21 protein-coding genes and 1 riboswitch are annotated in these 20,303 nt (G+C 63.6%); of the genes, 11 read left to right on the forward strand and 10 right to left on the reverse strand.

What is annotated here, in order from left to right; genetic code table 11:
* Positions 1-109: 109 nt before the first annotated feature.
* The 6 genes from L0B83_RS01810 to glyA form a co-directional block, all read right to left on the reverse strand.
* Positions 110-832 carry an AAA family ATPase gene (locus L0B83_RS01810; RefSeq protein ID WP_234756398.1) on the reverse strand — a complete coding sequence of 241 codons (723 nt, stop codon included), beginning with the start codon at positions 830-832 and terminating at the stop codon, positions 110-112.
* Positions 833-1,023: 191 nt separating this feature from the next.
* Positions 1,024-1,320 carry an SHOCT domain-containing protein gene (locus tag L0B83_RS01815; protein ID WP_234756400.1) on the reverse strand — a complete coding sequence of 99 codons (297 nt, stop codon included), beginning with the start codon at positions 1,318-1,320 and terminating at the stop codon, positions 1,024-1,026.
* A 133-nt stretch (positions 1,321-1,453) separates the two neighbouring features.
* A complete protein-coding gene (locus L0B83_RS01820; protein WP_234756401.1) occupies positions 1,454-2,119 on the reverse strand; it encodes a response regulator transcription factor in 666 nt (221 codons plus the stop codon).
* Entirely contained in the window at positions 2,116-3,246 is a 1,131-nt protein-coding gene (locus tag L0B83_RS01825) for a sensor histidine kinase (protein WP_234756403.1), read from the reverse strand. The genes L0B83_RS01820 and L0B83_RS01825 overlap by 4 nt, the downstream gene beginning before the upstream one ends.
* Positions 3,247-3,348: 102 nt before the next feature.
* Positions 3,349-4,251: a bifunctional methylenetetrahydrofolate dehydrogenase/methenyltetrahydrofolate cyclohydrolase gene (locus L0B83_RS01830; RefSeq protein WP_234756406.1), complete on the reverse strand. Its 903-nt coding sequence runs from the start codon at positions 4,249-4,251 to the stop codon at positions 3,349-3,351.
* Between the two features lie 8 nt (positions 4,252-4,259).
* Positions 4,260-5,558: a serine hydroxymethyltransferase gene (glyA, locus tag L0B83_RS01835; RefSeq protein ID WP_234756408.1), complete on the reverse strand. Its 1,299-nt coding sequence runs from the start codon at positions 5,556-5,558 to the stop codon at positions 4,260-4,262.
* Between the two features lie 105 nt (positions 5,559-5,663).
* Positions 5,664-5,748, reverse strand: a riboswitch (ZMP/ZTP riboswitch).
* Positions 5,749-5,805: 57 nt separating this feature from the next.
* On the opposite strand from glyA, the gene purU reads away from it, so the two are divergent.
* The 3 genes from purU to L0B83_RS01850 are packed head-to-tail and all read left to right on the forward strand — an operon-like array spanning position 5,806 to position 7,820.
* Complete coding sequence (gene purU / locus L0B83_RS01840; RefSeq protein WP_268820523.1) at positions 5,806-6,645, forward strand: formyltetrahydrofolate deformylase; 840 nt, start codon at positions 5,806-5,808, stop codon at positions 6,643-6,645.
* A 21-nt stretch (positions 6,646-6,666) separates the two neighbouring features.
* Complete coding sequence (locus L0B83_RS01845; protein WP_234756412.1) at positions 6,667-7,254, forward strand: class I SAM-dependent methyltransferase; 588 nt, start codon at positions 6,667-6,669, stop codon at positions 7,252-7,254.
* 29 nt (positions 7,255-7,283) lie between these two features.
* Complete coding sequence (locus tag L0B83_RS01850; protein ID WP_234756414.1) at positions 7,284-7,820, forward strand: gamma carbonic anhydrase family protein; 537 nt, start codon at positions 7,284-7,286, stop codon at positions 7,818-7,820.
* Here the strand turns inward: L0B83_RS01850 and L0B83_RS01855 are convergent.
* Both L0B83_RS01855 and L0B83_RS01860 read right to left on the reverse strand, forming a co-directional pair.
* A complete protein-coding gene (locus tag L0B83_RS01855; RefSeq protein ID WP_234756416.1) occupies positions 7,817-9,532 on the reverse strand; it encodes a flavin monoamine oxidase family protein in 1,716 nt (571 codons plus the stop codon). The two genes, L0B83_RS01850 and L0B83_RS01855, sit on opposite strands and share 4 nt — an antisense overlap.
* Positions 9,529-10,959, reverse strand: coding sequence for an amino acid permease (locus L0B83_RS01860; RefSeq protein ID WP_234756606.1), 1,431 nt, complete (start codon positions 10,957-10,959; stop codon positions 9,529-9,531). The genes L0B83_RS01855 and L0B83_RS01860 overlap by 4 nt, the downstream gene beginning before the upstream one ends.
* A gap of 219 nt (positions 10,960-11,178) precedes the next feature.
* Between L0B83_RS01860 and alr the strand changes: the two genes are divergently transcribed.
* From alr to L0B83_RS01895, 7 genes are all read left to right on the forward strand, one after another.
* Positions 11,179-12,399 (forward strand): alanine racemase, encoded by a 1,221-nt coding sequence (gene alr, locus L0B83_RS01865; RefSeq protein ID WP_234756418.1) that lies wholly within the window; start codon positions 11,179-11,181, stop codon positions 12,397-12,399.
* A complete protein-coding gene (locus L0B83_RS01870; protein WP_234756419.1) occupies positions 12,389-13,996 on the forward strand; it encodes a PucR family transcriptional regulator in 1,608 nt (535 codons plus the stop codon). The genes alr and L0B83_RS01870 overlap by 11 nt, the downstream gene beginning before the upstream one ends.
* 259 nt (positions 13,997-14,255) lie before the next feature.
* Complete coding sequence (locus tag L0B83_RS01875) at positions 14,256-14,495, forward strand: hypothetical protein (protein WP_234756420.1); 240 nt, start codon at positions 14,256-14,258, stop codon at positions 14,493-14,495.
* A 122-nt stretch (positions 14,496-14,617) separates the two neighbouring features.
* The gene (locus L0B83_RS01880; protein WP_234756421.1) at positions 14,618-15,334 is read left to right on the forward strand and encodes an ATP-binding cassette domain-containing protein; all 717 of its coding nucleotides are present in this window, start codon (positions 14,618-14,620) and stop codon (positions 15,332-15,334) included.
* Positions 15,334-16,761 carry a hypothetical protein gene (locus L0B83_RS01885; protein WP_234756422.1) on the forward strand — a complete coding sequence of 476 codons (1,428 nt, stop codon included), beginning with the start codon at positions 15,334-15,336 and terminating at the stop codon, positions 16,759-16,761. The genes L0B83_RS01880 and L0B83_RS01885 overlap by 1 nt, the downstream gene beginning before the upstream one ends.
* Positions 16,745-17,062 carry a hypothetical protein gene (locus L0B83_RS01890; protein ID WP_234756423.1) on the forward strand — a complete coding sequence of 106 codons (318 nt, stop codon included), beginning with the start codon at positions 16,745-16,747 and terminating at the stop codon, positions 17,060-17,062. Before L0B83_RS01885 ends, L0B83_RS01890 begins: the two co-directional genes overlap by 17 nt.
* Positions 17,059-17,595 (forward strand): hypothetical protein, encoded by a 537-nt coding sequence (locus tag L0B83_RS01895; RefSeq protein WP_234756424.1) that lies wholly within the window; start codon positions 17,059-17,061, stop codon positions 17,593-17,595. The genes L0B83_RS01890 and L0B83_RS01895 overlap by 4 nt, the downstream gene beginning before the upstream one ends.
* Before the next feature lie 30 nt (positions 17,596-17,625).
* Here L0B83_RS01895 and L0B83_RS01900 read toward each other — a convergent pair whose 3' ends face one another.
* Positions 17,626-17,817: a hypothetical protein gene (locus tag L0B83_RS01900; protein ID WP_234756425.1), complete on the reverse strand. Its 192-nt coding sequence runs from the start codon at positions 17,815-17,817 to the stop codon at positions 17,626-17,628.
* Positions 17,818-17,989: 172 nt separating this feature from the next.
* Positions 17,990-18,790 carry a carbon-nitrogen hydrolase family protein gene (locus L0B83_RS01905; RefSeq protein WP_234756426.1) on the reverse strand — a complete coding sequence of 267 codons (801 nt, stop codon included), beginning with the start codon at positions 18,788-18,790 and terminating at the stop codon, positions 17,990-17,992.
* A 236-nt stretch (positions 18,791-19,026) separates the two neighbouring features.
* On the opposite strand from L0B83_RS01905, the gene L0B83_RS01910 reads away from it, so the two are divergent.
* Positions 19,027-20,217 carry an ROK family transcriptional regulator gene (locus L0B83_RS01910; RefSeq protein ID WP_234756428.1) on the forward strand — a complete coding sequence of 397 codons (1,191 nt, stop codon included), beginning with the start codon at positions 19,027-19,029 and terminating at the stop codon, positions 20,215-20,217.
* Positions 20,218-20,303 lie beyond the last annotated feature (86 nt).

The following is a 20,303-nucleotide window of genomic DNA, read 5'->3' on the forward strand; positions in this document are numbered from 1 at the left end:
GGAGCGGGTGGCTTCATTGTGCACCCCAGCAGACTAGTAGAGCCAAGGAATACGTGAAAGGGGCATTCCGCAATTTTCTGGAGAAACCCCTTGGGCGCCCCTAAAAGGGCTAGATGTGACGGAGGTATCTCTGGGGCGCTTCCATGAATGAACGCCAATTCGTGACGAGATCCAGATCTTCCCAGGTGCTGGTCCGCAAGCCCCGTGGACCCACTTCGAGGATCTGCGCACCCGGGAGGGCCGCAAGGACGGGCGAATGCGTGGACATGATGACCTGGGAGTCTCCCACCGCGAGAAGATCCTTCAACACCGCAAGAAGACTAAGGCACCCTGTGAATGACAACGCTGATTCCGGTTCATCGAGCACCCACAATCCATGCCCCTTGAATCGATCGACTACCAGTTCCAGAAACGACTCGCCGTGGGACATGTTGTGAAAGGAGAGGTCGGTGCCGGTGGTGCTCGGATTCTTCTCGAGGTAGGTGAAGAAGCCATGCATGGTTTCCGCCCGCAAGAAGTATCCCCGCCGGGTGGCGCCGGCATTCCTGACAAGCTGCAGGTGGTTGGCGAGTATGGATTCTGTAGGCCTAGTGGTGTGCCGCGCTCCTGTCGAACCGCCTTCAGGAGACAGACCGTAGGCCAATGCGATGGCCTCCACAAGGGTCGATTTTCCCGACCCGTTCTCGCCAAGCAGTATTGTGGCGGACGTCAGTTCGAGTCCTTGGTCCAGGATTTGGGCCACCGCCGGCAGGGCTGCCGGCCATTCACGGCGATCAAGAACGTTGGCTGGGTTCTCTGCCAGGCGCCTGATCGGATAATTGCGGAAAGGCATGCGCTCATTCTTGCAGCCTGCCCCATCCCATCTCCGGAAAGCCCGGCGCGGATACCCGTGAGGCGCCGGGCTTTACCTCCAGCCCCGTGACATTCTGCTGGATCATTCCGTGCATCAGGCCCTGGAACCGTGTGATTCCAAGGCCTGACGAATGACCCAAGGCGAATGATCCAGCAGAATCCGCCGGTTCCTCAGTTTGTCGGGTGTGCCCGCAGCACCTCCAGGCGTTGGCGGTACTCGGTCTCGTCGATTTCGCCCCGCGCGTACCGCTCCCTCAGCACTCCTTCCGCGCCCTGGGTGGCGGCCCAGTAGTGGTTGCGGCGCCACATCCTGCGGCCGAAGAAGATGAAGAATCCGATCACGAGGATCCAAAACAGCGGGATCAGGAGGAAAAACGGCCAGAAGACGAAGCCGTCGCCGTGGACCACGGTGTCGGTGGGAAGCTGCGCGGCCGCAGCCGCAATGGTGGTGCTCAATGAAGTCAACATGTCCAGTCCAAACTCTCAGCAGGCCGTATCTCGGCTCTGGTTCCAGTCTGGTTTTCGGCCCATTCCGGCGCGTCGGCCGCCGGGAGTCACTTACGGCCCGGCGCCTACTCCCCGGGGAGACTGCTGGCCAGTACTAGCTGCTCCAGCCCGGCCGGACCAGCCCGGATTCGTAGGCCAGCACCACCAATTGGGCCCGGTCCCGCACCAGCAGTTTGCTCATGATCCGAGAGACGTGCGTCTTCGCGGTCAACGGGGTAATGAACAGCCGCTCAGCGATCTCAGCGTTGTTCAAGCCTTCCCCCACGAGCGCCAGGACTTCCCGTTCGCGCTCGGTGATTTGGTCCAGGGGCACGGTCTTCGACGCGGCCTTGCTGTGCACGGCGAGTTGGGCCATGATGCGGCGGGTGACTGACGGCGAGAGGAGGGCATCGCCGTCGTGCACCACCCGCACGGCCCGGATCAGTTCCTCCGGTTCGGTGTCCTTGACGAGGAAGCCCGCCGCGCCCGCGCGCACGGCTTCGGCGATGTATTCGTCCAGCTCAAACGTCGTCAGGATGATGATGCGAGTGTGCGCGAGGTGCGGGTTGGCCAGGATTTGCCGGGTCGCGGCCAGTCCGTCGCCGTCGGGCATGCGGATGTCCATGAGCACGACGTCGGGCTCCTCACGCTCGGCCAGCCTGACGGCATCCCGGCCTGTACCCGCTTCAGCCACTACTTCCATGTCCGGTTCGGCGTCCAGGAGGGCCCGGAACCCGGCGCGAATGAGGTTCTGGTCGTCGGCGAGCAGCAAGCGGATCATCGTTGGAGTCCTGCCTGGTGGGGGTTCAACGGGAGGGTCGCCTCGACGCGCAGCCCGGGCCCCAGCGGCGTGAGGTTGAGCGTGCCGCCCAAGGCCTCGACGCGCTCCCGCATGCCCCTGAGCCCGTTCCCGGGGGACGCTCCTCGGAGGCCTCCGCCGTCGTCGTCGATCCGCACCCTCAGCGCGTTGCCCGCCAGTTCGAGGAGTACGACGGCGGACTCCGCGCCCGAGTGCCTGCGGACGTTGCTCAGCCCTTCCTGGACGATCCGGTAGGCGGCTTCTTGCTGTGTTGGACCAATGAGTTCAGGATCGACGGAGTTGCCGAACCGGAGCTCCAACCCACCACGCCGTGCGTCGTCCACGAGTTCCTGGATCCTTCCCAGGCTTGGCGGCGCCGCGGGGCTCAGCGGAGCGTCTTCGCGGAGGACGCCGAGGAGCTGACGGACCTCGGCCAGGGACTCTTTGCTCGCCGCCTTGATGGCCTCAAGTGCCGGGCGGAGTTTCTCCGGATCGTTGGTGCCCAGGTGGAGCGCCACGGAGGCCTGGACGTTGATCATCGACAGGGAGTGCGCCACCACGTCGTGGATATCACGGGCGAGGGTGAGGCGGTATTCGTCCCGCTCGGCCTGTTTCGCGGCTTCCCTCCGTCGCCGGTATTCGGCCATCCGTTCGCCCCTGCGTCGGAAGCCCTCGCCGATGAGGACAAGGATCGCTGCCCAGGCGACACCGGCAGAGGCCCGCAGAAGCCCGGTCTGATCTCCGTCGAGGATGGCCATCAGCACAACTGCGGCGGCCGAAATCCCCGCCCCGAGCCAGGCCTGCCAGCGCAGCCCCGCGGCGGCGGTCAGGACGATCGAGAGAGCCAGCGAGAGCGCTATCGGGCCCCACGCGTACCCGAGGAGCAAGTACACCGACGTGGCCGCGAGAGTGATCGGCAGCATGACGGCGGGCATCCGGGTCCGGAAAGCCAAAGCTGCTGGTCCCGCCAGCAGCAGCATGAAGGCAAGCGGGTCCAGGTGGCGTGCGGCGGCTTGATGGCTCGCCGAAAAGACGGTCCCGAGGACCTGGATCAGGGCCACCGCTATCACGATGAAACTCGTGGGAGGGCCGTGGAAACGCCGCTGCATGCTCCGAGCCTAGCGGCGGAGGGCGCCGGCGTCGTCGGGTTAACGGTGTAGGGCGCCTACTCCCGCGGGAGTAGGCGCCCTTTCACGGTGGTGGGAGCAAAATCAGGCTTGGCTTCCCGCTGCCACTTGGCGTTCCGCAGCTTCGACCACGTTGGTCATGAGCAGCGCCACGGTCATGGGACCCACACCGCCCGGGTTCGGCGAGATCCAGCCGGCCACATCGGCCACGGCAGGATCGATGTCGCCGTGGACCCTGCTCTTGCCCGTCTCGGGGTCGGTCTCACGGGTGACACCGACGTCGAGCACAGCCGCACCGGGCTTCACGTCCGCAGGTTTGACGATGTGCTTGGCACCGGCCGCGCCCACAATCACGTCCGCCTGCCGCAGCAGCTCCGAGAGGTTCTTGGTCCCGGTATGCGTCAGCGTCACGGTGGCGTTCACGGCCCGCCGGGTGAGCAGCAGGCCGATCGAGCGGCCAATCGTGACACCGCGGCCGACCACCACGACGTGCTTTCCGGCGAGACTGTAGCCGTTGCGCTCCAGGAGCTCAATGACGCCGCGGGGCGTGCACGGCAACGGCGAGGTGATTTCTCCGTTGACGTTGAGCACCAGCCGGCCCAGGTTGGTGGGGTGCAGGCCGTCGGCATCCTTGGCGGGGTCGATCCGCTCGAGGATGGCGTCGGTGTCCAGGTGCTTGGGCAGCGGCAGCTGCACGATGTAGCCGTGGCAGGCAGGGTCCGCGTTGAGTTCGTCGATGAGGGCCTCGACCTCGGCCTGCGTGGCGTCCGCCGGAAGCTCGCGCTGGATCGAGTTCATCCCGATCGCCACAGACTGCTTGTGCTTCATGGACACGTAGAGCTGCGAGGCAGGGTCGGCACCGATGAGCACAGTGGCGATGCCCGGAGTCACTCCCTGGGCCCTCAAGGCCGCGACGCGCTCAGTCAGTTCAGACTTGATGGCGGCCGCGGCGGCCTTGCCGTCGAGGATCTTCGCGGTCTGCGCCATGGACGGGTTCACCACTGCTCGTGCTGCGGGTACAGCGGGAAGTCGGCGGCGAGCTTGTCGACGCGGGCCTGCAGGGCTTCAACGTCGGTAGCGGAGCCGGACTTCAGCGCCGAAGCGATGATCTCGGCCACTTCGGTGAACTCGGTGGCACCGAAGCCGCGGGTTGCCAGTGCCGGCGTACCGATGCGCAGGCCGGAGGTGACCATCGGCGGGCGGGGGTCGAACGGAACGGCGTTGCGGTTCACGGTGATGCCCACCGAGTGCAGGAGGTCTTCGGCCTGCTGGCCGTCCAGCTGGGAGTTGCGCAGGTCCACGAGGACGAGGTGCACGTCGGTGCCGCCGGTCAAAACGGAAACGCCGGCTTCAGCGACGTCGGCCTGGTTGAGGCGGTCGGCGATGATCTTGGCGCCTTCGAGGACGCGCTCCTGGCGCTCCTTGAACTCCTCGCCGGCTGCGATCTTGAAGGCAACTGCCTTCGCGGCGATGACGTGCATGAGGGGGCCGCCCTGCTGCCCGGGGAACACGTTGGAGTTGAGCTTCTTGGCCCACTCCTGCTTGGCCAGGATCACGCCCGAGCGCGGACCCGAAAGCGTCTTGTGCACCGTGGAGGTCACGACGTCGGAGTGCGGCACCGGGCTCGGGTGCAGGCCTGCCGCGACGAGGCCCGCGAAGTGGGCCATGTCCGTCCAGAGGAGCGCGCCAACCTCGTCGGCGATGGAACGGAAAGCGGCGAAGTCGAGGTGCCGCGGGTAGGCGGACCAGCCGGCGATGATGACCTGGGGCCTCTCGGCGATGGCCTGCTCGCGGAGCTTGTCCATGTCGATGCGGAAGTTGTCTTCTTCAACCTGGTAGGCAGCTACGTTGTAGAGCTTCCCGGAGAAGTTGAGCTTCATGCCGTGGGTGAGGTGGCCGCCATGGGCGAGGGAAAGGCCGAGGATCTTGTCGCCCGGAGTGATCATCGCGGACAGGGCTGCGGCGTTGGCCTGCGCACCGGAGTGCGGCTGTACGTTGGCGTACTCAGCGCCGAAGAGGGCCTTCACGCGGTCGATGGCCAACTGTTCGGCAACGTCCACGTATTCGCAGCCACCGTAGTAGCGGCGGCCCGGGTAGCCTTCGGCGTACTTGTTGGTCAGGACCGAACCCTGGGCTTCCATGACGGCGCGGGGCGCAAAGTTCTCGGAAGCGATCATTTCCAGGGTGCCGCGCTGGCGGCCGAGCTCCTGTTCCAGAACCGCGGCGATCTCGGGATCGAGCTCGGAAAGCGGCTGGTTGCTGATGGTCGCGGAGGTGATGGTGCTGGTGGTCACGAAGATCTCCTGGCTAGGCAACGGGTATTTCTACAGGTCAGGCTACCGGCTGGGTTTTTTACATGCCTTTGATTACGGGGCAGGGTCCAGCGACAGTAAAACGCGACCCTCGGCCCAGGCGTACGATCCGTGGTCTTCAAAATGCCGCTCCCTGGTGGTGCACCACCCAACGCCAGTCGCGACGACTTAAACAGTACAACAGGTGGGCAACGGTAGGCTTGTATGTGTGACTGACTCCGCCCTGCCTATGTCTTTTGTTGTAACGCTGTCCTGCCCGGACCGGCCCGGAATTGTCCACGCGGTTGCCGGGGCTTTATTGGAGGCCGGGTGCAACATCGCTGATTCCCAGCAATACGGCAGCCCCAGCACCGGAAACTTCTTCATGCGGGTGGAAGCTACGACGCCTTCGACCCAGGCTGAGTTGAGCGCCGCACTGGCGCCCGTCGCTGAGGCTTTCGGCATGACGTGGCAGATCAACCCGGTGGGCCAGAAGGTCCGCACCCTGATCCTGGGTTCAAAGGACGCGCACTGCCTCAACGATCTGCTCTTCCAGCAACGCTCCGGAACCCTGCCCATCGAGGTGCCGGCCATCGTATCCAACCACCGGGACCTCGAAGGGCTGGCGGAGTTCTACGGAATCCCCTTCCACCACATCCCGGTCACCCCGGACACCAAGCCCGAAGCAGAGGCCAAGCTGCTCGCGCTCATCCACGAGCACGGCATCGAATTGACCGTCCTGGCGCGTTACATGCAGGTCCTTTCCAACGAGCTGTGCACCGAACTCAACGGCAAGGCCATCAACATCCACCACTCCTTCCTGCCGTCCTTCAAGGGCGCCAAGCCCTACCACCAGGCGCATGCCCGGGGCGTGAAGATCATCGGTGCCACTGCGCATTACGTCACGGCGGACCTCGACGAGGGTCCGATCATCGAGCAGGAAGTCATCCGGGTGGACCACGCGCGCACGGCCGAGCAATTCGTGCAGATGGGCCGCGATGTCGAGGGCCGCACCCTGGCCCAGGCCGTCCAGTGGCATGCCGAGCACCGCGTCCTGCTCGACGGCACCCGGACCGTGGTGTTCAACTAGGCTCCGTTCTAGGCTGGGTCCATGGAGGGCATTGCCATGACGCCGCATCGGCTCGAGTGCCGCGATTGGTTCATCCGCCTCCTCAAGGAGGAGCACCGCCATTCGTTGTTCGAACTGGGCTGCGGCACCGGTGTCGAAGGCCGGGAGTTCGTCAGGGCGGGCCTGCATTACACGGGCGTGGACCTTTCCGAGGAGAGTATCCACCTCGCGCGGGCCAAGGGACTGGACGCCAGCGTGGCCAGCGGCCGGTCCCTGCCTTTCGCGGATGGCACATTCCCGGCCGTGTGGACTATGAGTACCCTCCTGCATGTCCCCAATGCGGTAATCCACGACGTCGTGAGCGAACTCGTGCGGGTCACCGCACCTGGTGCGCCGATCGCCGTCGGGCTCTGGTCAGGTGACGATGAAGAAGTCCTCAACCCCGAGGACCTGGACGAGCCCCGGCGCTTCCTCAGCCGGCGCAGCGACGAAACCGTGCGGCGTCTCTTCGGCGACCATGGCACGGTGGAGCATTTCCGGACGTGGCCCGAGGGCGCAGGGGTGGAATCCGGACCGGGAGCCGGGAACTCGGCCCAGCATTACCAGTTCCTGGTCCTGCGGACTCCTTGAGGAGGCGGTGCGGGCCCTAAGCTTGCCCCATGGCTCCCATCTACACCTTTGCCGGGGACACCCCGGTCATCCATGACTCAGCGTTCGTGGCACCCACGGCCTCCATCATCGGCAAGGCCACGCTCGGCGAGGGCTCCAGCGCGTTCTACGGCGTGTCCGTCCGGGCGGACACCGCGGCCATCAGCGTCGGCGCCGGCTCGAACCTGCAGGACAACGTGGTCCTGCACGCCGACCCCGGATTTCCGTGCACCGTCGGCGAACGGGTCAGCGTCGGACACAGCGCCGTCGTGCACGGCTGCACGGTGGAGGACGACTGCCTCATCGGCATGAGCGCCACCATCCTGAACGGCGCCGTCATCGGTACGGGTTCACTCGTGGCGGCTGGCGCCGTCGTGCTTGAGGGAACAATCGTCCCGCCGCGCTCCTTGGTCGCCGGTGTTCCCGCCAAGGTGCGGCGCGAACTGAGCGAGGAAGAGCTCGACGGCGTGAAGCGCAACGCGGCGCACTACAAGGAACTTGCCGAGGCGCACAGGGAAATGCACGCCACGGCAAGCCCTCGGTCCTAGTCCAGGCTGATCGGTCCGAGCTCGTCCAACAGCTCGCCGGGCCCCGGGTTGCCCGGAACCGGGGAGCCGCCGAGGTGGTTCACCACGCCCCAGACGGCGTTCAGCCCTGTGGTGACGGCGCCTTCCGCCCATCCCGCGGTGAAGGAGACGTCGTCGCCGGCCAGGAAGATGCCGCGCTGGCTGTCCGGCAGCTTGTCCTGCTTGAAGTGCGTGAACAGGCGCTGCTGATAGCGGTAGTGGCCAGGCAGGTTGGCCTTGAAGGCGCCCATGAAGTTGGGGTCGGCCTCCCAGGAAACGGTAATGGGCTGCCCCACAATGTGGCTCGCGATGTCCACGCCCGGATAGATCTGCTCAAGCGAGTGCAGCATGAGCTTGACGCGTTCTTCGGCGGTGAGCGAGAGCCACTTCAAGGCGTCGTCGTTCCAGGTGTAGGAAAGCAGGATGACGGCGGGCTTGTCCGGGCCGTCGTCGAGCAGGTAGGTGGCCCGGTTGAGCCGGTCGGTCAGCGTCATGGACAGGACTTCGCGGCCGGTTTCGGGGTCGATGTCTTTCCAGAACGGACGGTCCACCATGACGAAGGTCTTGGACGACTGCATGTAGTGCGAGCGTTCGATCGCAGTCCACAATTCGGCGGGGAAGAGCGATTCCTCGGTGTGGATGCGCGTGGACAACAGCCACGACTGGCACGTGGTCACAACGGCCGGGTAGCCGGTTTCCCGGCCCCACCGCTCGCGCACCATGAGGTCTCCGTTGCTGCCGCGTTGAATGCGGTCCACGGCCCCGCGGGGAGAGCCGGAGTGCAACGAAGCCAGGGACGTGCCCTCGGGCCAATGCGTAATGCCCGACGGCGCGTGGTGCCAGAGTGCCTCGGGGAGACGCTGCGCTCCCCCGCTGATGAGCCGGTGCTGGTCATCGGCATCGGTGTAGACGACGCGCAGGATTTCGAGGATGGAATTGGGGAAGTCGGTGTCCCAGCCGCCGGTGCCGAAACCTACTTGCCCGAAGGCTTCCCGGTGCGCGAAGCCGGCCTCTTTGAAGGCGTTGCTCGCGGCGATGAAGCCGTAGAACGTCTGTTCGTCCATGAGCGGGAGAAGCTCGTTCCACAGTTCCTTGATCCGGGCGGTGTCCCGGGCACGGATGGCGTCCTGCATCTCCTGGAATGCGGCGCCGTCATTGACGGCGGCTTTCCACGCGGCGGCAACCTCGTGGAAGAAGTCCGGCAGGTCTGCCGAGGTGGCGGCGTAGTGCTTCTTTCCTGCCAGCTCAATCACGGTGCTCGATGTTGCGGGCGCGAGCGGGTTGGGGAAGTCCTGGGTGTCCAGTCCCAAGAGATCCACGTAGTGGTAGAACGCCTTGCCTGATACCGGGAACCGCATGCCGCCCAGGTCGGCAACCACTCCGGGGGCGGAGGGGAAGCTCGCGGTGCGGAGCCGCCCGCCGATCTGGTCGGCCTCGTAGACCACGGGCCGCAGCCCGAGTTTCATGAGTTCGTAGGCGGTGACGAGTCCGGAGAGGCCGGCACCGATCACGGCGACTTCGGTCCCGTAGAGTTCCGGCGGAACGACGGCCAAGCCATCGGGATGCGCCAAATAGTGGTCGTAGCTGAACGGGAAGTCCGGGTTCAGCATGGTGATGGGAGCCTCGGCCGGCGTTGCTTTGCGGGTGCCCGGTTCCGGGGACTGCTCCGCGGGCAATTCGGTGGCGATGGTCATGAAAGTTCTGCCTTCACAGTTTCCGGGTCCGGGACCCTTGCGGATAGTTCACGGTATTCCTGTTCACTCAGGGCCGCCACCTTGGAGTTCCGGCGTCCATAGCCGAAGTAGAGGGCGATGCCCACGAGCATCCAGCCACCGAACACCACCCACGTGTCGGCGCCGAGGTTAGCCATGAGGTAGGCGCACATCAGGGTGCCCAGGATGGGGGTGATCGGGTAGAGCGGGACGCGGAAGCTGCGCTTGAGTTCCGGGCGGTTGCGCCGCAGGTAGATGACGGCGACGTTGACCAGCGCGAACGCGAAGAGGGTGCCGATGCTGGTGGCGTCTGCGAGCGCGCCGAGCGGGACAAGTCCAGCGGTGAGTGCGACGGCGGTGCCCACGATCAACGTTCCGGCCACGGGGGTGCCGGTCCGGCGGGAGACGCGGCCGAAGACCTGCGGGACGAGCCCGTCGCGGGACATGGAGAGCAGGATGCGGGTCTGGCCGTAGAGCACGGTCAGGACGATGCTGGCGATGGCGAGCACGGCTCCCACCGAGAACACGAGGGCGATCCACGGCTGGTGGGTGGTTTCCTCAAGGATCTGCACCAGGGCAGCTTCAGTGCCGCCGAACCATTCCCAGGGGCGGGCACCGATCGCGGCGACGGCCACCAGGACGTAGAGGCTGGTCACGATCACCATGGAGAGCAGGATGGCCCGGGGCAGGTCGCGCTTGGGGTTGCGCGCTTCCTCGCCGGCGGTCGATGCGGCGTCGAATCCGATGTAGGAGAAGAAGACCCTGGATGCGGCAGCCGAGACACCTGCAGCGCCCATCGGCATCAGGGGTTCGAAGTTCCCGGCGTTGAAAGCGGTGAAGGCAACAGCGCAGAAGAAGAGCAGGATGACCACCTTGACGGCGACAATAGCGGTGTTGATCCAGGCGCTTTCCTTCGCGCCGCGCACCAGCAGGATCATGGCGAGGACCACGATCACCATTGCCGGGATATTGACCACCCCGCCGCTGCCCGGCGGCTGGGACATGGCGTCCGGCAGGACCTGCCCGAACGCTGCGAGGGTTTCATTCACGTACTGGCCCGCGCCGACGGCCACGGCAGCAACGGATACCGCGTATTCGAGGACAAGGCACCAACCGCAGATCCAAGCCATTCCCTCGCCCATCGTGGCGTAGGAGTACGAGTAGCTCGAGCCGGCTACGGGCACCAGGCCCGCCATTTCGGCGTAGGACACAGCAGACAGCAAAGCCGCGAGTCCGGCTACCACGAAGGAGATCCAGACCGCGGGTCCTGCCAGGGGCACGGACTCGCCCAGGATCACCAGGATGCCGGTGCCCAGAGTGGCACCGACGCTGATCATGGTCAGCTGGAGAACGCCGAAGCTGCGGACGAGCGGCGTTCCGCCGTGGCTGCTTCCGGCTTCGCTGACCATTTGCCCGATCGGCTTGCGGCGCAGGAGTTGCGCCCCGAGGCCCGGACGGCGGGCTGCGTTGCCGGAACCCGTATTCGTGGAGTGCGTTGGCTTGGTCTGGGTGGCGGTAGGCACAGTCACCGTTGACGTCCCTTCAGAGTAGTTTGCGATTTCCCGTGTCCACCGTAAGCCTGTGAGCCAGCTCTCATGGAGGTGCAAAATAACCTATAGTGATCAACCATGAGACGTATTGCACAATCAGAATACGCGCCGGAAGCGGCGCTTTCCGGACAGGTCAGCGTTGATCTGTCTGCGATTTCAGACAACATCAAAGCTTTGAAAAAGCGCACCGCCGCGCCGCACTTCATGGCCGTGGTCAAGGGGAACGGCTATGGCCACGGGCTCGTCGAGATTGCCCGCACGGCCTTGGCGGCAGGGGCGGACTGGCTGGGAACGGCCCAGCTTAGCGAGGCCATCGCCTTGCGCAGGGCGGGCATCACCGTGCCGGTCCTGTCGTGGCTTTATCTAGCATCCCAGACCAGCGCGACCATCCGGGAGGCACTCGAGTACGACGTCGACGTTTCCCTCGGAAGCGTTGGCCAACTTGAGGTCCTGGCAGGGATCGCGAGGCAGCTGGGGCGCCCCGCCGTCGTGCACTTGGAGCTCGACAGCGGCCTCAGCCGCGGCGGCGCGCGGAAGGAAGACTGGCCCGATCTGGTGGCCCAGGCACGCAAGTCGGAGCAGGACGGCACGGTCCTGGTCCGCGGCATCTGGACCCACCTGGCTTGGGCCGACGTTCCCGCCCATCCCGGCAACGCCGCAGCCGTGGCGGAGTTCGAAGACGCCGTCCGCGAAGCCCGGGCGGCCGGGCTGGACCCGCAGCTGCGGCACGTGTCGAGCTCGGCCAACATCCTGGAGCGGCCCGAATTCCACTTCGACATGGTCCGCGCCGGCCTGGCGATCTACGGCTTGGCCCCCGCGGACCACCTCGATCCCGCCGACTTCGGACTGCGCCCGGCCTTGAGCGTCACCGCGCCGCTCGTCATGGTCAAGAAGGTGCCAGCGGGAACCGGCGTCAGCTACGAGCACCAGGCCATCACCCACGAGCCGCGCTACCTCGGACTCATTCCCCTCGGCTACGCCGACGGCATCCCGAAGGGCATCAGCGGCCGGAGCCTGGTCCAGATCGCCGGACGGAAAGTCCCCGTGATCGGCAAGGTATGCATGGACCAGTTCATGGTGGACCTCGGCCCGGGTGCTTCCGGAATCGAAGTCGGCGACACGGCGGTCCTGTTCGGCGATCCGGCGGGCGGTGCTGCAAGCGCCGACGATTGGGGCGGTGCCATCGGAAGCCATGGTGATGAGATCATCAACCGGATCGCACCAAGACTGCCCCGCGTGTACGCGTCCGGTGCCTACGAATGCCCGGATTACCAGGAGGCGACGAGCGATGTCGCCTGACCCTGGCGCCGGCCGCCTGAGCTTCGTCACGCTTGAGCAGTTCCTGAAGCAGCTGCCGCCCGAGCTGGAGATACTCCACGACGGCGGCAGCGGCGGGGAGCTGCTGCGCTGGGTTGAACCCAGCGAATTGGACGATCCCACCCCGTACCTCCCGGACGGAGAGTTCCTGCTCACCGCCGGGCTCCCGTTCCTGGCGGACGGCGGGTCCCCGGAGAAGGTGGACGCTTACGTGAAGCGTTTGGTGGGGGCGAAGGTGGCGGCGCTGGGGTTCGGGATCAGGCCGTATTTCGACGCCGTCCCGGCCGAGCTTCTCAAGGCCTGCCGCAGGCACCAGCTCACGTTGATTGAAATCCCGGAGTCCATCCCGTTCGCCGCGATCGGACTTGAGTTCTCCCAACTTCTGGAATCGGATAACGCGAAGGTCTTCCGGCAGCTTGCGGACACCAACCGGCAACTCATGCGGGCTGTCCTCTCCCCCCGGCCCGAACACGAGCTGCTCGCGGCTTTGGTCCAAAAAGTTCCCGTCTGGGCGCTTCTCGTCGGAGCGGACGGGCGGGTACGGGCGCGCGCCCACGCGGCGGGAGGCAGCACCGGCGTCGAGCATTCATTGCTGGAACCCATGCTGGAACGGCTCCTTTCGGGCAGCGGACCGCGGGTTGAGGTGGACGGCTTTGATCAGCCCGGATCGGCGATGGTCTTCGGCCATCCGCTGCGCAGCACGAAAGACGCCAACCTGGGCGCCTTGATCCTGGGCTCGGACGCCGCGCTCACTCCCGCCCAGAACGGCGTGGTGCAGTCGGTTGTGGGTTTGCTGGAGCTGCTCGTCCGCCAACGGACCAGCGGCTCGCTCGCGCCAAGCCAATTGGCGACGGCGTTGTTGCTGCACCCGGAAAGCCTCACCAGCGGCGGGACCCGGCACGTCAACGGGCTCAAGGACCTCCTCGCCCAGAGCCTTTCCTCCACCCGGTCCGCTCCCCTGCGCGTGGTCCAAGGCATCAAGGTGGATTCCCCCGAATGGCCCGCCGGCGACAGCCCCGTGCGGGAGCTCTTGCAGTGGCGGCGCCTTTTCGATACCAAGCTGGTGGAAATCACCGATTACGGATTCGCTGCGATCACTCGTTTGAAGGTGGACGATGCGCTCCTCGCGGACGTCGAAAAGCTGGGCTGGCGGCTCGTCATCGGGGATCCCACCGAACTGACAGGCCTCGCCGCGGCCCACCAGCGTGCGACTTCCCTCCGTTCCCGCGTCCAATCCAGCGGCCGGAGTGCCCGCGTCGACGAGGTGACCTGGTCCGTCACCGGCCTCCTAGGACGCGAGGCTGGTTCCATGCTGGCCGCGAGGCTTCTCGAACCGGTGCTTTCCTTGGAAGCCGACAAGCGGGATCCCCTTTTGGCAGTCCTCCGGGGATGGCTGAGCGAAAACGGCAGCTGGGACGCCTCTGCAAAGGTGCTGGGGTTGCACCGCAACAGCGTGCGCCGGCAAATCGGCGTCCTGGCCGAATTGCTCGACACTGACCTGAACCAGGCCCAGGTCCGGGCGGAACTCTGGATCGCGCTGCAGTACACGGACGGTTTGGTGGGCGGAGGGGACGCTTAGTCGCACGCCGCTCGGGTTGGAAGCTGGTGTGCGTCGCCGTACCGCTAAGATCCCGTCCACCAGGCCGTGGCTGTGTCTCCGTGTACAACACGGAGAAGGCGCCGTTGGCACACTGAGAAACGTCGATTTTGCACGTATTTTGCCCGGTTTCACCACTTAATTTCGCCGATTGAGCACTGAGACGCGGATTTCGGGGCCTAGCATTCGACTGCCGGCTACGGGCAGCCGCCGGTAGCACAAATCGAAGTGGAGGAACGAAATGCTCACTACGACCGCATTGACTGCAAGCAGCACCGTGGCAACGGCACGAACCAAGATCGACGAAATGATTGTTCGCTACGACGGCTGGTTTCTGGTGCTTCTCGCCGTCCTGATGGTGCTTGCCTTTGCGCTGCTTGCAGCAATGGCCGTCTGGTGCTTGACGCAGGGACGAGGCCGTTTTACCGGCAACTGGAGCTGGAACCTACGGGGTGTCTCAATGTGGGTTGAGTGCAGGTAATTCACAGCAAGCTAAGCCGTCGTGGGGGGGGGGGGNTTGAGTGCAGGTAATTCACAGCAAGCTAAGCCGTCGTGGTGGCACTGAACCGTGCCACCACGACCAGAGCATCGGAATCACGCCTCATGACTGTCACTGTTGCCAACGTCAACTACGCCTATAACTCCAGAACCCAAGTGCTTCATGATGTCTCGTTCACGATCGCCGAGAATCAAATCATGGGCCTCATTGGTCCCAATGGGTCTGGAAAGTCCACCCTGATAAAGGTCATCCTGGACCTGCTCCAACTTCAAAGCGGCCGCATCTCCATCGGGTCGGACAGCAGTCAGAGCCGCAACGCCAAGATGTCTTCAATCTACTTGTCGAGCAATGACTATCTCCCTGAGTTCCTCACAGGGGCGGAATACGTGCGTTTTATGCACGGGCTCTATGGAGAACCCTTGGATCAGGAGGAATTGAGGACGCAATTCGCCAGGTACTCCATGCGGGACAGGCAGCGCGACTTGATCGAAGACTACTCACACGGCATGAGGAAGAAGTTGCAACTCATCGCCGCATTCATGCTCCGGCGAAGGTTTACCGTAATCGACGAGACCCTCAACGGCATCGACATCGACGCCATCAACCTCTTCGAGCGCGACATCCGAACCCTCGCCACAGACGGACGGTCCGTTCTGCTGTGCAGTCACGACTTCACGATGCTGGAACACGTGGCTGACGAGCTGTCACTTCTCATCCAAGGGGCCCTGGTGTTTCAGGCTCCGGTCCGGACAATTATCCGAGATCACGGCACGATAGCTGACCTCGCCAACGAATTCATCCGGGCAATGGAGCCGTCATAATGCGCCCGAAGAGCGTGGTTCTGCTGTTCCGATTGTTCTGGCTCTTCATTGTGAGACGCGTTGTGGGCCGGGGATTGTTGGCCAGTCCGGCCGCTCGGTTGTCGGCCGCACTCCTACTCGTTGCCGCGTTCGCAGGTTTCAACGTGTTGAGCTATGTGGTCATCCGCCAGTATCTCGGTGGGACCGGACTGTTGGAGCCTGTTCTTCAAGTTGCCAACGCGTCGGTCGGATTCTGGGTACTTATTGCGTACACACTGATCCGGGTGCTGTTCATGAAGGCAGATGAGCTTCTGAAGCTTTCCTTCAATCTGCCAGTGACCAACAAGGAAAGGACGATGGGATTTGCGCTCTTTGAGTCGTCCCTCGTCCTCCTTGTGACCGTCTTTATCTTCGGAGCGTTCTCGATTTCCACCGTGTTGATCGAGGGCACTGATTACATTCCGAAGGTTCTGGCGTCCATCTGGTTCCCCGCTATTTCAACGTACCTGCTTCTGAGCCTCGGCTACTATCTCCTTGAACGTGCTCTACAGGCACTCAGGATTGCACGCCTTCGCGGTCTGGTAGTCCCGATGGTCCTGGCAATCGGGCTGGCCGCGGCCTTTCCTCAGACCAACGAGCAGAGTAGCCAGATCGCCGAAAGCTACGTATCCGGGCGTGAATACAATGCACCGGTGCTGCTGTACGCGAAGCTGCTGGAAGACGTCGGGCTCTGGTTTTCCATTTTAGTGCTTCTTGCGACATCGGCAGCATTAGTTCCAGCAATAGTGGCCATCGCGCCCAGGAACTACGTTCCTATGCGCCGATTCTTCGCCATCCTGCCTCAATGGTTGGCAGGGCGCAAGTTCGGCGTTTACATTCTGATCTTGTTTCGAAGTTTCGAAACGATGGTGGCATTCTCTTTCATTCTCATCTATTCGGTCTTCGCCTGGTTCGAGAATCTGGTGTTGCCACCCTACGCCCTTGCTCTCATAACATTTCAGGGCGTCTATGCATTTTCAAACTCGGAACCGCTCCGACGCATCGCCACCTATCCGGGCCGCACCGTTGCGAACTACTTACGACTCGTGGGCTCGCAAGGCGTCCTCCTCGTGGTTGTGGGCGTTCCAGTCGTCGGGCTCTCCCTGGCGCAGGGCGTTCCCTTAGAAGCGTGTCTGCCAGTACTCGGATTCTGCGTGAGCAACATTCTCATTTCAACACTGGTCGGCATCGCCTTCCCTCCCGAAAAGGGAAACCCATTTACCGTCATCATCGGAGTCCTACTCACCCTGATACTTGTCATGATTTTCGCACTTGGATTGAACGTCTTTAATTTCGAGCCAATTACCAACACGGCGATTTTCACCGCCCTCAACTTACTGGTCGTCTTTTACAGCATCCTTGGTATGCGTAGAATGGAGAGGATTGCGCGCAATGAAGTGGTTGCTTAGATTCATCGCCGGGCTGACAGTATCTTTTGTTGTCACCATGATCGTTGTTGTCACGAGTTTCATCACCACGATGTTCTCGGCATCAGAAATGGGAGTCAGGAAATTCGGCCTGTTCGGCGCTCTCTTCTTCGAACCTCACGAACAGGCAGACGGGGCGACCGCGTTGGAAATCGGAGTTTCGAACGGCGCGCCCATCGCCGTGGTCTTCTCAATATCACTGGTCTTCTATGTTGCCGTTGCATCAGTCCTGGAACGACTAAAGCTCCACAAAAAACGACTCCTGCAAGCAGACAAAGGGTGACCATCCGCAAGATCACCCTCCCGGACGTCACTGCCGGCCTGATAGCCAAGCAACTCATATGGTCATGCCGGTGGCCTTTTGCCGCCGTGGCCCTCAGCTTCACAGCGTGTATCTTCTTGGCCGCCATGACGACTGATCGGGTCCTTTTCCAGACGGCCCTATGGCTCATTGTGCATGCACTTTTCCTCCTGTGCGGCTTTCTGGTGCATGAGTGGTTCCATGTTGCGGGCATGAGGCTGTTTCGCGGGGTTTCAGACATCGTGGTATCGGCCGGAGTTCTCCGCTTCTCCGTGATTCCCGTCGGGCGTCTCTACGGATGGCAGATCGCGCTAGTGGCAATTCTGGGTCCCTGCGCGTCATGCTTGGTCGGGGTCGTAATTGCCCTGCTGGCACCTGGTTCATTCCTGCAGTACTGGTTCCTGCTGCATGCAGTCTTTCTTCTGCCATTCTTTGGCGACGGACAGAGTCTCATTCTCGGAATCCGCAAGTGGTCCCGGCCGGTTGGCTTACTCGCTCCCGGCACCACCAGCTGAACACACGTTCGCCCCACGGGCCTTAGCGAGTCAGGGCCGCTGCGAGCGTCGTCGAAAACTGCGATGCCAGAAGCCGAGCAGGACGGCCAAGGCAAGCAGGCCGAGGAATACCCAGACCGGCTGGCCCGTCGCAGCAGCAAGAAAGGGACCTCCAACTACGCCCGCGACAACGGCGACAACCCACACGCTGAACAAAATGCGTCGTTCCTTTTTGAGCGGCATGTTCATGTTGCTATCCGTTCTGGTCCGAGTTGTTACCAACGCTACGCGTGGTGGAGGCAATCGAGACAGATCTATCACTTTTGTTATGGATCCGCGATGAAAGCTGAAACAACGCCGTCACCAAACCCGTCAAGTCGCGCCCGCAGCAGTCATGCGGCACTGAGGTCTCCCGCTAGGAGTTCTCCCACTCCCGGTACAGCTCCGGGCGGCGTTCGCGCAGGTAGGGCACCCCTTCCCGGGCTGCCTTGACGCTTTCGGTGGAGATCTCGGCGAAAAGCAATTCCGCGCCGTCGCCGGCGGCTGCAAGCAACGAACCGTCAGGACCGGCCACCACGCTTCCACCGAGGAAGTCGCAACCTTCCTCGGCGCCGCTGTGGTTCGCGTAGGCCACGTTCAGCTGGCTCTCCAGGGCCCTGGCGCGGATCAGGACCTGGGGTACGGCATCGAAGCCGGCAGACAGGGCAGTGGGAACCAACAGCAGTTCAGCGCCGCGCGTGGCCACGGCCCGGACGCTCTCAGGAAACTCGACGTCGTAGCAAATCAGCAACGACGTTTGGATCCCGTTGAAGTCGACGACGGCGGGAGGTTCCTGGGCGGCGGAAAAGGCCTTGCGCTCGTCCGCGCCAAAGAGATGCACCTTCGCATATTCGAGCAGCACTGCGCCCTGCGGATCCAGCAACGTGGCGGTGATAAGCAACCCGCCATCGTCACTCACGGCGGGAAGGCTGTATACGAGTCCGATGGCATGCGAGCGGGCGATATCCGCAAGACGTTCCCGGATACTTGGAAGCGATGCGGGGTCCAGCTCCGCGTGGAGCCTCAGCGGCGCGTACCCCACCGTGAAAAGCTCAGGCGTCAGCAGCAATGCAGCCCCGGCCGCTGCAGCGCGTTGCGCCGCTTCATCGACCGACTTCAGATTGGCGTCGATGTCCAGGACAACAGCGTTAGCCTGCAGAACGGACAGCAGCATCATTACCACCTCGATAGCACCTTGCATCCCGGCGGCTGTTTCATCGCGAACATGCCCGGGACAACTCGTGATTCCAGCCTAGCCAGCATCAGCCCAGTCGCCCCGGGACAAAAGGACCTATGGGCAACTCGCCGGGGACGGTTCGTACAAGATGGCTCACAGTTCATGAAGCCGATGCAAGTTCCGCCCCATGCGTTAACTTCTTGACTGCAACTGTGATTTGAGGCACGCTTCATGTCATGCCCGCAACATCCAGCTCGACGACGAGCCACCGCAAGAACCCAGGCTCGCAATCAGCGCTGCGCCACCTGAACCAGCAGCGGCTCATCGAATGCCTGCTCAGCGGCCCCTCCACCCAGGCCGAGCTCGCCAGGCAGACCGGTCTTTCCACGGCCACGGTGTCCAACATCGTCAAGATCATGCAGGACGCCGGGCTCGTCTCCACGGAGCCGATCACAAGCTCCGGTCGCCGGGCACTGAACGTCAGGCTCAACAGCAACGGCGCGGTGGCCGTCGGGATCGATTTCGGCCGGCGCCACCTGCGGGTCGTCCTGGCTTCGCTGGGCTATCACATCATCGTCGAGGAAACGGTCACCCTACCCCTCGGCCACCATGCCGAACAGGGCATCAGCGCCGCCGTCGCACTCCTCGACAAACTCCTGCTCGAGAGCGGGGTTGACCGAAGCGCGGTGGTGGGCGCCGGCGCCGGCATAGCAGGTCCGATCGACCGCCGCACCGGCACCGTGGCACAGGGGGCCATCCTGCCTGAATGGGTGGGTATCCAGATTCTCGAACGGCTGGAGGAAGCCCTCGATCTCCCCGTATTCGTTGATAACGACGCCAATCTGGGTGCGCTCTCAGAAGTCACCTGGGGGCCCCACAGCGGGATCAGCAACCTCATGTTCCTCAAGATTGGTTCCGGCATCGGGGCGGGCCTGATCATCAACGGCGCGCCCTACTACGGGGCGGTCGGAATCACAGGAGAAATCGGCCATGCGACCATCCACGAGTACGGCGCGATCTGCCGCTGCGGAAACCGGGGCTGCCTGGAAACCATGGCGTCCACCACCACGATGATCGAGCTGCTCGGCAAGGGATCGGGCATCCACCTCGAACCGGAGGACATTGTTCGCAATGCCCTCGCGAGGGATCCAGCGACCCTCCGGGTAGTGGATGACGCGGGACTCGCGGTGGGGCGCGCACTGGGCAATGTGTCGAATCTCATAAACCCCGAAGTCATCGTGGTGGGCGGCCCCTTGGCAGCCCTCGGCGACATCCTCCTGGACCCGATCCGGCGCGGCCTGGTCCGCCATGCAGTTCCCGTAATCGGTGAGACCACACACTTGGCGATGTCTTCGCTCGGCGCCCGGGCGGAGGCCCTCGGGGCGGCCGCTTTGGTCTTCCAGCACGCCGGAATCAAACAGTCCTGACCATTTCGTTATCACGCCGTTACCGCCGTCTTGCGTTCAAGTCTTGACGACAACCGGTGTGATCCAGTTTACTTTCACATCAGAAA

The organism is Arthrobacter alkaliphilus (assembly GCF_021483235.1).
Lineage (GTDB): Bacteria > Actinomycetota > Actinomycetes > Actinomycetales > Micrococcaceae > Arthrobacter > Arthrobacter alkaliphilus.

Excerpts from the sequence above, each read along its gene's own strand:
- L0B83_RS01815 (WP_234756400.1), bottom strand. The coding sequence starts at position 1,320 with ATGTTGACTTCATTGAGCACCACCATTGCGGCTGCGGCCGCGCAGCTT.
- L0B83_RS01850 (WP_234756414.1), top strand. The coding sequence starts at position 7,284 with ATGGCTCCCATCTACACCTTTGCCGGGGACACCCCGGTCATCCATGAC.
- L0B83_RS01810 (WP_234756398.1), bottom strand. The coding sequence starts at position 832 with ATGCCTTTCCGCAATTATCCGATCAGGCGCCTGGCAGAGAACCCAGCC.
- L0B83_RS01825 (WP_234756403.1), bottom strand. The coding sequence starts at position 3,246 with ATGCAGCGGCGTTTCCACGGCCCTCCCACGAGTTTCATCGTGATAGCG.
- L0B83_RS01880 (WP_234756421.1), top strand. The coding sequence starts at position 14,618 with ATGACTGTCACTGTTGCCAACGTCAACTACGCCTATAACTCCAGAACC.
- L0B83_RS01875 (WP_234756420.1), top strand. The coding sequence starts at position 14,256 with ATGCTCACTACGACCGCATTGACTGCAAGCAGCACCGTGGCAACGGCA.
- L0B83_RS01905 (WP_234756426.1), bottom strand. The coding sequence starts at position 18,790 with ATGATGCTGCTGTCCGTTCTGCAGGCTAACGCTGTTGTCCTGGACATC.
- alr (WP_234756418.1), top strand. The coding sequence starts at position 11,179 with ATGAGACGTATTGCACAATCAGAATACGCGCCGGAAGCGGCGCTTTCC.
- L0B83_RS01910 (WP_234756428.1), top strand. The coding sequence starts at position 19,027 with ATGCCCGCAACATCCAGCTCGACGACGAGCCACCGCAAGAACCCAGGC.
- L0B83_RS01845 (WP_234756412.1), top strand. The coding sequence starts at position 6,667 with ATGGAGGGCATTGCCATGACGCCGCATCGGCTCGAGTGCCGCGATTGG.
- L0B83_RS01860 (WP_234756606.1), bottom strand. The coding sequence starts at position 10,959 with ATGGTCAGCGAAGCCGGAAGCAGCCACGGCGGAACGCCGCTCGTCCGC.
- L0B83_RS01900 (WP_234756425.1), bottom strand. The coding sequence starts at position 17,817 with ATGCCGCTCAAAAAGGAACGACGCATTTTGTTCAGCGTGTGGGTTGTC.
- L0B83_RS01870 (WP_234756419.1), top strand. The coding sequence starts at position 12,389 with ATGTCGCCTGACCCTGGCGCCGGCCGCCTGAGCTTCGTCACGCTTGAG.
- L0B83_RS01830 (WP_234756406.1), bottom strand. The coding sequence starts at position 4,251 with ATGGCGCAGACCGCGAAGATCCTCGACGGCAAGGCCGCCGCGGCCGCC.
- L0B83_RS01855 (WP_234756416.1), bottom strand. The coding sequence starts at position 9,532 with ATGACCATCGCCACCGAATTGCCCGCGGAGCAGTCCCCGGAACCGGGC.
- L0B83_RS01885 (WP_234756422.1), top strand. The coding sequence starts at position 15,334 with ATGCGCCCGAAGAGCGTGGTTCTGCTGTTCCGATTGTTCTGGCTCTTC.
- L0B83_RS01890 (WP_234756423.1), top strand. The coding sequence starts at position 16,745 with ATGAAGTGGTTGCTTAGATTCATCGCCGGGCTGACAGTATCTTTTGTT.
- purU (WP_268820523.1), top strand. The coding sequence starts at position 5,806 with ATGTCTTTTGTTGTAACGCTGTCCTGCCCGGACCGGCCCGGAATTGTC.
- L0B83_RS01820 (WP_234756401.1), bottom strand. The coding sequence starts at position 2,119 with ATGATCCGCTTGCTGCTCGCCGACGACCAGAACCTCATTCGCGCCGGG.